General features: G+C 73.7%; 10 protein-coding genes and 1 riboswitch. Of the genes, 3 read left to right on the top strand and 7 right to left on the bottom strand.

What is annotated here, in order from left to right:
• Window positions 1-40: 40 nt before the first annotated feature.
• Window positions 41-1,183, bottom strand: coding sequence for a glycosyltransferase family 4 protein (locus ACFXDE_RS25060; protein WP_380496994.1), 1,143 nt, complete (start codon window positions 1,181-1,183; stop codon window positions 41-43).
• A 213-nt stretch (window positions 1,184-1,396) separates the two neighbouring features.
• On the opposite strand from ACFXDE_RS25060, the gene ACFXDE_RS25055 reads away from it, so the two are divergent.
• A complete protein-coding gene (locus ACFXDE_RS25055; RefSeq protein WP_380496993.1) occupies window positions 1,397-2,758 on the top strand; it encodes a glycosyltransferase 87 family protein in 1,362 nt (453 codons plus the stop codon).
• 9 nt (window positions 2,759-2,767) lie between these two features.
• Here ACFXDE_RS25055 and ACFXDE_RS25050 read toward each other — a convergent pair whose 3' ends face one another.
• The 6 genes from ACFXDE_RS25050 to ACFXDE_RS25025 all read right to left on the bottom strand — a co-directional run bounded on the left by ACFXDE_RS25050 (window position 2,768) and on the right by ACFXDE_RS25025 (window position 9,944).
• Complete coding sequence (locus ACFXDE_RS25050; RefSeq protein ID WP_380496991.1) at window positions 2,768-3,913, bottom strand: hypothetical protein; 1,146 nt, start codon at window positions 3,911-3,913, stop codon at window positions 2,768-2,770.
• 38 nt (window positions 3,914-3,951) lie between these two features.
• Entirely contained in the window at window positions 3,952-4,998 is a 1,047-nt protein-coding gene (locus ACFXDE_RS25045) for an NlpC/P60 family protein (protein ID WP_380447450.1), read from the bottom strand.
• A 227-nt stretch (window positions 4,999-5,225) separates the two neighbouring features.
• Entirely contained in the window at window positions 5,226-6,350 is a 1,125-nt protein-coding gene (locus tag ACFXDE_RS25040; protein WP_380447448.1) for an NlpC/P60 family protein, read from the bottom strand.
• Between the two features lie 10 nt (window positions 6,351-6,360).
• Window positions 6,361-6,514, bottom strand: a riboswitch (cyclic di-AMP (ydaO/yuaA leader).
• A gap of 348 nt (window positions 6,515-6,862) precedes the next feature.
• Window positions 6,863-7,900 (bottom strand): NlpC/P60 family protein, encoded by a 1,038-nt coding sequence (locus ACFXDE_RS25035; protein ID WP_380447446.1) that lies wholly within the window; start codon window positions 7,898-7,900, stop codon window positions 6,863-6,865.
• Between the two features lie 200 nt (window positions 7,901-8,100).
• Window positions 8,101-9,540 (bottom strand): NYN domain-containing protein, encoded by a 1,440-nt coding sequence (locus ACFXDE_RS25030; protein ID WP_380496990.1) that lies wholly within the window; start codon window positions 9,538-9,540, stop codon window positions 8,101-8,103.
• A 140-nt stretch (window positions 9,541-9,680) separates the two neighbouring features.
• Complete coding sequence (locus ACFXDE_RS25025; RefSeq protein ID WP_380447442.1) at window positions 9,681-9,944, bottom strand: hypothetical protein; 264 nt, start codon at window positions 9,942-9,944, stop codon at window positions 9,681-9,683.
• Window positions 9,945-10,146: 202 nt separating this feature from the next.
• Between ACFXDE_RS25025 and ACFXDE_RS25020 the strand changes: the two genes are divergently transcribed.
• Window positions 10,147-10,929: a rhomboid family intramembrane serine protease gene (locus ACFXDE_RS25020; RefSeq protein WP_380496988.1), complete on the top strand. Its 783-nt coding sequence runs from the start codon at window positions 10,147-10,149 to the stop codon at window positions 10,927-10,929.
• 41 nt (window positions 10,930-10,970) lie between these two features.
• On the top strand, window positions 10,971-11,252 hold the full coding sequence (locus tag ACFXDE_RS25015; protein ID WP_380447438.1) for an Lrp/AsnC ligand binding domain-containing protein: 282 nt from the start codon (window positions 10,971-10,973) through the stop codon (window positions 11,250-11,252).
• Window position 11,253: the final 1 nt, after the last annotated feature.

Raw genomic sequence — 11,253 nt, 5'->3', positions numbered from 1 at the left:
TCCCGACGAGGAGGCGGGCCCGTTCGCGCGTCCGTGACCGCTACCGCTCCACCGCGAGCAGCGAGGTCAGCCGCCCGGCCAGCAGGTCCCAGCGCCAGGAGCGCTCCACCCAGCGCCGTCCCGCCTCGCCCATCCGCCGCCGCAGCTCCTCGTCGTGCAGCAGCCGGACGATCCGCTCGGCCGACGCCGACGCCGAGCCGCCCGGCACGACGTACCCGGTCTCGCCCTCCAGCACCGCGTCCGGCGCGCCGCCGGAGTCGCCGGCCACGACGGGCAGACCGGTCGCCGAGGCCTCCAGGTAGACGATGCCGAGGCCCTCGACGTCGAGCCCGCCGCGCCGCGTCCGGCAGGGCATCGCGAAGACGTCCCCGGCGCCGTAGTGGGCGGGCAGCTCCTCCCACGGCACGGAGCCGGTGAAGCGCACCGAGGCGCGCACGCCCCTGGCGTCGGCCAGCTTCTCCAGGTCCGCCCGGTACGGGCCGCCGCCGACGATCAGCAGCACCGCGTCCGGCACGTCGGCGAGGATCTGCGGCATCGCCTCGATCAGGGTGTCCTGGCCCTTGCGCGGCACCAGGCGCGAGACGCACACCACCACCGGCCGGTCCGCCAGCCCCAGCCGGCGGCGCACCTCGGCGCCCCCGGAGGCCGGGTGGAAGGTCGTCTCGTCCACGCCCGGCGGCAGCTGCACCATCCGGCCGGCGGCCTCCGGTCCCACCGCGCCCGCGATCCGGGAGCGGGTGTACTCGCCCAGGTACGTCAGCACGTCGGTGCCCGCGCCGATCCGGCGCAGCAGCTGCCGGGCGGCCGGCAGCTGGGCCCAGGCGGCCTCGTGCCCGTGCGTCATGCCCAGCAGCCGCCCGGCCCCGGCCCGGCGCAGTGCGGGAGCCATCAGGCCGAGCGGCGCGGCGGCGCCGAACCAGACCGAGTCGCACTTCTCCGCGCGGAGGATCTCGGCGGCCCGCCGGGTGACCCGCGGTGTGGGAACCATCACCTTCGTCCGGTCCCGGATCACCGGGAACGGCTGCTCGGCGTCGAAGCGCGCGACCTCGGTGCCGTCGCGCCAGGTCGAGGCGTAGACCACGATGCTCCCGGCGGGCTGACGGACGGCCATGTTGTGCACGAAGGCCTGGATGCCGCCGGGTCGCGGCGGGAAGTCGTTGGTGACGATCAAGGTTCTGTGCATCAGGCCACGGCTCGCTCGGTCGGGGGGTGCTCGGTGTACCGCTGGGTGATCCGTACGATAGGTCAACACCATGACCCGCCGGGAACGGAAGCACGCACGGCAACCGTTCCACCCCCGGGTCAGTCCTAGTACCTGAGCCGCTGAGGACGGCGGCCCGGGCGTCCGTCGCGCGACGCCTCCGGTGGGGACGTCCGAGACGAACGAGGGAGCGCTGTGGAGTTGGCCCCGGCCACCGAGACCGGTACTTCCCGTGCCCGCACGGGCCGCCCGCTCGGGGCGCTCGCGGCACTCGTCGCCACCTGGGCGGGCACCCGGACGCTGCTGCTGCTGTTCGTGACCGGCGTGCTGCGCTCGCCGGGCGGCGACGTCACCGCGGACGTCTGGATGATCTACCACGCCTGGTACGGCGTCCTGCAGACCGGCACCTTCCCGTTCGACGACGTCACCTGGCAGTACCCGCCCGGCGCCGCCCTGGTGATCCTGCTGCCCGGCCTGCTGCCGTGGTCGTACGTGGTCTCGTTCTGGGTGATCTGCGGGGTCGCCGACGCCCTCGTGATGGCCCTGCTGGTCCGCACCGGCCTGCGCCGGGGCCGGGCGCTGACCGGCGCCTGGCTGTGGGTGGTGGCCGTGCCGCTGCTCGGCCCGATGATCTACAACCGCTTCGACATCATCGTCACCGCGAGCGCGGTGGCCGGCCTGCTGGCGCTGATCCGCCGCCCGGCCGTCGGCGGGATGCTGCTGGGCCTCGGCGGGATCGTCAAGATCTGGCCGCTGCTCGGCCTGATCGGCACCCCCTCCGGCCGCCGCACCGGCCGTTCCTGGACGCTCGCGGCGGCCACCGCCGTCTCGCTGGGCTTCCTGCTGGCCGCCGGGATGAACGGCGCCTTCGGCTTCCTGGCGTTCCAGAAGGACCGCGGCGTCGAGGTCGAGTCGCTCGGCGCGCTGCCGCTGCACTACGCGAGGATCGCGGGCGGCTGGGACGGCCGGGTGACGATGAACTACGGCTCGGCCGAGATGCTCGGGCCCTGGGTCGGCGTCGTCGGCAAGGTCATGATGGCCGGCACCGTGCTGGGCTTCGCGTGGCTGCTGCTGTGGCGCTACACCGCCAAGCGCCGCAACGCGGCCACGATGTACGACGCGGCGCTGACCGCGCTGCTGATCTTCACCGTCACCAGCCGGGTGATCAGTCCGCAGTACCTGGTCTGGCTGATCGGCGTCGCGGCGGTCTGCCTGACGGTCCGCGGCAGCAGCCAGCGGCCGGTGGCACTGCTGATCCTGCTCGCGGCGCCGCTCACGCTGCTCGAATTCCCGCTGATGTTCACCCAGGTCCTCGCGAGCGACCCGGCGGCCATCGCCGTCCTGTCGGCGCGCAACCTGCTCCTGCTGGCGGCGACGGTCCTGTCCTGCGTCCGCCTCTGGCGCTCCACGCGGGGCACGGACCGGCTGCCGCCGACCGTCGTGCTGACGCAGCCGGAGCCCGTCCCGGCCGGCTCCTACCCGGTCCGCCCGGGCATCGCCTACGAGCAGGACCTGCTCGACGGGATCGACCGGCCCAACACCCCGGCCGGGCGCTAATTACCCGTCCTAGGCGTTGAGGGCGGCCACCTCGGCCACCCACAGCCGCGTGAACTCGTCCTTCCCGAGGCCCAGTTCGGCCCGGAACAGCCGGTCCATCCGCTGGTCGCGGTCCTCCCCCGCGCCGTCCGCCGCGCCCACCGCGCGGTAGAACGCGACCAGGCGGGCGGTGCCGAAGCGGGCGGCGATCAGCCGGCAGGCGAGCCAGGCCTGTTCGTAGGCCTGGGCGATGCCGGTGGTGCCCGCGGCGAAGTCGCGGTCGGCGGGCAGGGCCGTGGGCACCCTTCCGGCGGCCACGTCCCGGGCCAGCTCGGGGGCGATCTGGCGGGGCGTGCGGCCGGAGTCGCGGTAGGCCGTCCAGTCGGCGACGCCCTCGGAGAGCCACAGCGGCGTCCAGGCCCGGGTGTCGGCCCGGGTCGCGACGTGGGTGGTCTCGTGGGTGACGACCACCTGGCGGCCGAAGTCGCTGAGCCGCCCGAACGCCTCGGGGTTGATCAGTACCCGGTCGGCCGGGGTGTGCGAGGGCGCGCCGGGGGCGGCCACGGTGACCGCCGCCATGCCCGTCCAGCCGGCCGGGTCGGCCTCCAGCAGGCGGGCGAACTGCGGCTCGGTGGCGGGCAGTTCCAGCAGCAGTCGGCCCGCCCAGCCGGTGCCCCAGACCGCGCTCACCGCGGGGACGGCGCGGTCGCCGATCGCGACCGGCCCGGCCGGGTCCGGTCCGGCGGCGAGGCCGAGCACCAGGCACTGCGCGCCGCGCGCGGACCGTCCCGTCCCGAAGTCCCAGAGCGCCGGCGGCCCGCTCGCGGCGTCCTCGCGCTCGACCCGCCAGCCGTCGGCCCGCGTCAGCGTGAGGCGGCGGGGGTAGACGGCGGGGTACTCGTCGTAGCCGGCGACCCGGACGTCCAGGTCGGCCGTGACGGTCAGTCGGCCGGGGCCCGTGCCCGGGGAGACGACGAGGTTGCGGTAGCCGGCGGTCAGCGGCAGTCCGGTGGTGGCCGACAACTCGCGCGCGCGTTCGTCCAGCACCGCCGCCACCTCGGTCCGCTCGTCCGCCCCGCCGAGCCCCCGGCCGGTCGCCGCGGGGGCGACGGGCGGCAGCGACAGCTGGGCCAGCCCTCCGGCGGCGAGCAGCAGGGCGCCGCGCCGGGACAGCACGCAGGGCCGTATCGCGTCCGGTCCGGACGGGGTCGGGCTCAGAGCCGGACCACCCCCGCGACGGGCATCGCGTTGACGCTCTCGTACCGCACCCTGGCCCCCGGGTACGGGGCGTGCACGATCACCCCGCCGCCGGCGTACATGCCGACGTGGTGCATGTCCCGGTAGAAGATCACCAGGTCTCCCGGTCGCGCTTCGGACAGGCTCACCCGCTGGCCGGCGTAGGCCTGGGCCTGCGAGGTGCGCGGCAGGCTCACTCCCGCCTGCCGCCAGCTGTAGTACATCAGACCGGAACAGTCGAACGCGCGGGGACCGGTGGACCCGTACACGTACGGCGACCCGATCATCCGCACCGCCGCCGCGAGCGCCGCCGCCCCGCGCTCGGAGGCGGGCGGGGTGGTGCCGAGGTCCAGCCGGTCGGTGCCGCGGGTGGCGCGCTGCTCGGCCTCCTGGGCGTCCTGCGCGGCCATCCGGGAGCGCTCGGCGGCGCCCAGGCTGTTGAGCAGCCGCTGGGCCTTGGCCAGCCGCTGCTGGATCTCCTGCTTGCTGTCGGCGAGCGTCCGGCGGGCCTGGTCCAGCTCGGCGAGCTTGGCGGCGGTCTCGGTGCGGCGCTGGTCGAGCCCGCGCTGACGGGTCACCAGCTCGTGCAGCGTCTCGTTCTGCCGCTCGGTCGCCTGGTCGAGGCTCCGGGCGCGGGCGAGGTAGCCCTCCGGGTCGGTGGCGAGCATCAGCTGGACGGTCTGCGCCATGCCGCCGGAGCGGTACTCGGCGCCGGCCACGGTGGCGAGGTCGCCGCGCAGCTGGTTGAGCTGGTCCTGGGCGGCGGCGATCTCGCCCTGGAGGACGGTGGTCTCACCCTGGAGCCGCTGCTGGGCCTCCTGCGCGGCGTTGTACTTCTCCGACGCCTGTTCGGCCTCGTTGTACAGCTGCTCGACCTGCGCCTTGACGTCCTTGCGGCTGGGCGCGTCCGGGGAGCCGGGGGCGGCCTGGGCGCTGCCGCCCGTCGTGACGCCCAGGGCGGTGGTGGCGGCCGCGGTCAGCACCAGCGCACGGGCGAGCAGTTGGGAACGGCGGTGCACGGGCATGGCGGCGGCTGCTCCAATCCTGCGGACCGGTCCCGCCGCCGCACCCAAGCGGGCGGTCCTGGAGCGGGAGTCCGGTGGCAGACGTTAGCGAGTCCGGGCAACCGAGTCCAAACCCCTCCCAACCCGAATATTTGATCCTGAATCGGACATCAGTCCGAGGAAAGGAAACGCCGCAGGCCCGGACCTCCGGGGAGGAGGGCCGGGCCTGCGGGAAGCCGAGCGGGGAATCAGACCCGCACGATGGACGAGAGCGGCATGTTGGTGACCGCCTCGTAGCGGACGCTCGCACCCGGCTTGGGCGCGTGCAGCACCTGGCCGTTGCCGGCGTAGATGCCGACGTGGTGGGCGTCGTTGAAGAAGATCAGCAGGTCACCGGGCTGGGCCTGGGAGAGGTCCGTGCCGATCCGGGTCCCGGCGCCGGCCTGCTCCTGCGAGGTGCGCGGCAGCGAGACGCCGGCCTGGTCGAAGGCCCAGACCATCAGGCCCGAGCAGTCGAAGGAGTTCGGGCCGGTGGCGGCCCAGACGTACGGGCTGCCGATCTTGGTGGCGGCGTAGGACAGCGCGGCGGCACCGCGCGAGCTGCCCGCCGCCGGCGGCTTGGCGACCGGCGAGGACGACGGGGCCGAGCCGAGGTCGGTGCGGCTGCTGTCGCGGGAGGCGCGGTCGGCGGCGGCCTGCTGGGCCTTCGCGGCGTCTGCCTTGGCCTTGGCATCGGCGGCGGCCTTGTCCTCGGCCGCCTTGATGGCCTGGCGCTCCTGCTCGGACAGGGTGTTGAAGAGGTTCTGGGCGGCCGTCAGCTTCCCCTGGATCTGCTCCTTGGACGCCTTCAGCTGCTGGGTGGTCGCGTCCAGCTCGGCGAGCTTGCCCTGGGCCTCGGTGCGGTCCTGGTCCAGCTTGCGCTGCTGGTCCTGGAGCTCCTTCAGCTGACCCTTCTGAGTGCTGCCGGCCTGGTTCAGGGCGTCGGCCTGGCTGAGGAAGTTGTCCGGCTTGGACGAGAACATCAGCTGGACGGTCGGGGATATGCCCCCGTTGCGGTACTGCTCGCCGGCGATCTGGGCGAGGCCGCCCTGGAGGTCGGTCACCTGCTCCTGCTGGCGGGCCACCTGGTCCTGCAGGCCGCTGACCTGCTTCTGCAGCTCCTGCTGCTTGGCCTGGGCGGCGTTGTACTGCTCGGTCGCCACCTCGGCCTGCTCGTTGAGCTGGTCGACCTGCTCCTTGACCTGGTCCTTGGTCGGCGCGGGGTCGGCGTGGGCGCCGGACTGCGCGGAGAGGGCGACGGCTGCCGCGGCAACTCCGGTCAGGAAGGAAACTCGGGCACGACCGGCGGGCTTGGGACGACGATGGGACGCCACGAAGGCGGACTCCTTCTTCCTACGTCCGCCTACCGGGTGAGCTGACGGGTTCGGGCCGGAAGCATGCCCTACGACGCCTCACGGCCGTTCCACCGGCCGACCTGGCGCCGATTCACCCCGGAGGAACGTGGTTCCCCGGCTCCGCTCCACAGCGCCCCCTGTCACTGGGCTCCCCTGTCGGACGGTCGCTTCGACCCGTCCCGCTGCTTCACGAACTCGGCGGGAACCACCGCCGCCACCCTGGCTGGGCGATCGACAGTGCGGTGGTCCGGGTCACGACCCTAGTAACTGAACCGTGATCGGTTCAAATCCTTGTCAGAAAAAAGGCGGAAGAATAACCAAGTTCTTTTGTGAAGATGACAGAAGGTGATCGCGGCAGTACGCAAGGCTGATCACTTGTCACGCGAACGCGGCGAAACGCAGGGAAACGCGCTCAAGCGAACGCGCCACCCCCGCTCGGGAGGTGGCGCGGATCACAGGGCCGTCGCGCCGGCCCGCGGCGTGTCGGGGGGTCAGACCCGGCGGATGGTGTTGATCGGCATCGCGTCGGCCTTCATCACCTTGACGACGTCGCCGGTGTGCGGCGCGTGCACCACCATGCCGTTGCCGATGTACATCGCGACGTGGTGCATGTCGGGACCGTAGATCACCAGGTCGCCGGGCTGGGCCTGGTCCAGCGAGGGCACCCGGGTGCCGTAGTGGCCCTGCTCCTGCGAGGTGCGCGGCAGCGAGACGCCGGCCTGGCCGTACGACCAGAGCATCAGGCCCGAGCAGTCGAAGGTGCTGGAGCCGACGGCACCCCACACGTACGGCGAGCCCTGCTTGCTCATCGCCTTGGCCACGGCCACGGCCGCGTAGCCGCTGGCCGGCGGCAGGCTGCTCAGGTCGACCCGGTCGGTGCCGCGCGAGGCGCGGTCGTCCTGGGCCTGCTGGGCCTTCAGCGCGGCGCGCTCGGAGGCGCTGAGCGAGTTGAGGAGGTCCTGGGCCTGCTTGAGCTTGGCGTTGACGTCCGCCTTGGACTGGTTCAGGTCCTTGGTGGTGGAGTCCAGGGAGGCCAGCACCGCGGCGGCCTCGGCCTTCTCCTGGTCCAGGCGGCGCTGCTGGTCCAGCAGGCCCTTGAGCGCGTCGGTCTCGGTGGCGGTGGCCTGCTGCACGCTGGAGGCCTTGGCCAGGTAGTTGTTCGGGTCGGAGGAGAGCATCAGCTGGACGGACGGGTCGATGCCGCCGGTGCGGTACTGCTCGCCCGCCACGCCGGCGAGGCCGGTCTGAAGCTGGGTCATCTGCTCCTGGCCGCGGGCCACCTGGTCCTGGAGCTGGTCGGCCTGCTTGCGCAGCTGGTCGGCCCGCTCCTTGGCGCCGTTGTACTTCTCGGCGGCCTGCTCCTGCTCCTGCTGCAGCTCGTCGATCTGCGCCTTGACGTCCGTCTTGTTCGGCTGCGGCGCGGCGTGCGCGGCCACCTGGGCGGAGAGCGCGACCGCGGTCGCAGCAGCAGCGGTGAGCACGGAGACCCGCGCGCGGCTCGGCTGCTTGGGACGGCGGTGGGAGGCCAAGGGACCTGCTCCTTCTTCCATGGACTCACCGGTTCGGGTGAGAAATCCGGAAAATAGGTTTGACGCCAGACCCTAGTGAACATCCAGGCATTGCGCCACTCCCCCAAAGGCGTGAACTCCGAGCCCCCACGCCGCTTCACCGAATCCGCACATCACCGCAAACCGGACGCTGAGCGGCCGTCATCCCCATCGGCACGGAATCAGGGCCGCGCCAGCCGGTTCAGCAGCAGAACCGAGGCGACCGGGCGCGCGCCGGCCTTCCGCACGCCCTCCGCGACCTCCCGGTCGGCGGAGACCACCACGACCGGACGGCCCTGCGGCTCGGCCCGCACCAGGCGTCTGATCAGCTCGTCCGCCGTCTCGCCGGTCCGGCTGAAGCGCACCCGGACCCCGCGCGGCGGCGCCATGATCACCGGCACGTCCAGGTCCTGCCCGTCGAACACGCACGTGACCTCCGCCTGCGTGCGCTGGGCCAGCATCGCCAGCCCGCCCAGCAGCCGCAGCCGCTGCTGCTCCAGCGGCAGCGTCGGATAGCCGGTCTTCGTCACGTTGTAGCCGTCCACCACCAGGTGCACCTGCGGGATCGCCAGCAGCTGGTCCAGCAGGGCCGGATCGTCTTCCGCGAGCCCGCGCCGGGCCACGTCGTGCGGCGAGGCCGAACCCGGCACCACCGCCTCCACCAGGTCCGCCGGACGGATCTGCGACACCGGCAGCGCCAGCTCGCGCTGCAGCCCCTGCGCCGACTGCAGCACGGTGTCCAGCAGCAGCCGCAGCCGCATGTCCTCCACGCTGCGCCCCTCGCGGGCCGAACGGCGGCCCTGCTCGGCGGCGGTCTCCAGCTCGCCGACGCGGTGCCGCAGCCGCCGGGCCTCGCTCTCGGCCGCACTGCGCTCGGTCGCCGCCTGCGCGCGCAGCGCCTCCAGCTCGCCGGCCAGCCGACGGGTCTCGGCCTGCGCCCGGCGGGTGTCGCTCTCCAGCGAACGCACCTTCTTGCGCAGCGAGTCGGCCTCCCGCCGGACGTCCTCGGACTCGGCCCGCTGCCGGTCCAGGTCCGCGCGCGCCCCGGCCCGCACCTCGGCCAGCTCGGCCTGCAGCTTCTCCACCAGCCGGGCCGCCTCCGCGGCCGCGCCCTCGGCGCCGGCCCGCTCGGCCTCCTCGCCGGCCTCGGCGACCAGCCGGCTCCAGCCCGCCGACCGCACCAGGTAGGCGGCGGCCGCGACGTCCATCGGATCGGCGGCGCCGGGGACGCTGCCCGACTCCAGCGCCTTCACCAGGTCCGGCTGGCCCAGCCGCAGCCGCTCCGCTATCCGCAGCCGGAAGGCCGGCTCCGACTCCAGCGCCGCCGCGATCGCCGTGGCCGCGTACTTGGCCCGCCGGGCCGGGGTGAACTTGGCGTACTGACGCAGGCTCTGCGGCAGCTCACCGGGCGGCAGTCCGCCGAGCGCGTCCGCGGCCAGGCCGACCACGCGCCGGCGCACGCCCTCCGGCAGCGGCCGGTCGAGCTTCTCGGCGGGACGGCCGGCTCCCGGGTCCGCGGCGGTTCCGGACGCGGCGGCACCGTCGGCGGCCCCCGCCGTCCCGGCGGCCGGCTCCGCAGCGGGCTGCCCCTGCGGTCCGGCGGGCTCCCTCGCTGCGTCCACCACGTCCTCGGCTCCGATCCTGGTCCAACGGGTGCGGCCCCGCGGCCGCCGTCCCTGTCGTCACGCTCCGTGCGTTCTGTCTGTATTGTCCCGTGCGGCGGACGGCCGTGCCGTGCACCGTCCACCGCACCGGCGGGGCATCAACCCTGCTCGGCCTCGACCGCCGCGTCGTCCGCGCCCGGGCGGGCGACCAGCTCGACCTGGTCCACCGCGTTGCACCAGCGGCAGCGCACCGTCTCGACCGTCTCGCTCAGGACTTCGGTCTCCTCGACCTTGGACTCGCCGGCCAGGTCGAAGTGCAGGAACTCGGTGACCCGCGCGGAGCGGGTCACGTCGAAGCGGGTGAGGTTGCCGCACAGGGTGCAGCGCCAACGCGTCTCGGCGGTCAGAGCGGGGACGGTCATCGGGGGTCCTCTCGGGTGGTCCCTGGGTGGGCTAGGCGCTCCCCCCGGAGCCCCGGCATCGGCGGCGGGAGGCGGGAATGCCCGCCCCAAGCCTATTGCCTGGGGCAACCATCACGGCCACCGGTTCGGGCGATCGGGACGGCTAGTCCACCTGCCGTACAGCGCGGTGTCACGGAGGGCCCGCGGAGGGATGCTTGGCCGCATGGCGCTCGCGGCCCCCGGCCACACCGACGCGCGGGACCGCGGCCCCGCGGTGCCCGCCCCGGCGGTCACCTACGCCCTGATCGCGCTCAACACCCTGGTCTTCCTGTTCGGGCCGGCCGCCGGACTCAACCCCCTCTACGGCACCGGGCAGGCCCGGCTCTGCGCCGAGCAGCGGTACGAACAGCGCTGGGGCGCCGTCCCCGCCGAACTGCTGGCCGGGCGCCCGCTGACGGCCGAACAGCTCGCCGAGGCCCCGGACCCGGTCCCCGGCTGCCCGGCCGCCCCCACGCCGGGCAAGCGCCCGGCCGTCTCCGTCCTCACCGGCCTCTTCCTGCACGCCGGCTGGCTGCACCTGGCCGGCAACCTCCTCTTCCTCCACGTCTTCGGCCCCACCGTCGAACGGCGGGTCGGCCGGGCCCGCTTCCTCCTCTTCTACCTGGCCGCCGGGAGCCTCGCGACGTACGGCTTCGCCCTCGCCGAGGCGCACTCGGCGGACTCCACCCGCGTCCTGATCGGAGCCTCCGGCGCGATCTCCGCCGTCCTGGGCGCCTACCTGCGCTTCCACCCGCGCTCCCGGGTGACGACGCTCGTCCCGCTGCTGCTCTTCCTGCCGCTGCGGTTCCCGGCCTGGCTGGTGCTGGGCCTCTGGTTCGCCCTGCAGTGGTGGTCGGTGCACTCGGCCGGGCCCGGGGTCGCCTACCTGGTCCACGTGATCGGCTTCTGCGCCGGCTTCCTCTACGCCTGCACCGTCGTCGGTCACCCCCCGAGACGACCCGGCTGAGGCCCGATACGCTGGCGCCACCCCACGAAGGAGCCGGAACAGTGATCACCGCCATCGTCCTGATCAAGACCAGTGTCGACCGCATCCCGGAGATCGCCGAGGCCATCGCCGCCATCGAGGGCGTCAGCGAGGTGTACTCGGTGACCGGCGGCTACGACCTGGTCGCGATGGTGCGGGTGCGCAAGCACGACGACCTGGCCGACGTCATCCCGGGCCGGCTGAACAAGGTCCCGGGCGTCGCCCACACCGAAACCCAGATCGCCTTCCGCACCTACTCCCAGCACGACCTGGAGGCCGCGTTCGCGCTCGGCCTGGACGAGTAGT

Source organism: Kitasatospora sp. NPDC059408 (genome assembly GCF_042751525.1).
Classification (GTDB): Bacteria; Actinomycetota; Actinomycetes; order Streptomycetales; family Streptomycetaceae; genus Kitasatospora.
This window is presented reverse-complemented; position numbering and strand designations above follow the sequence as displayed.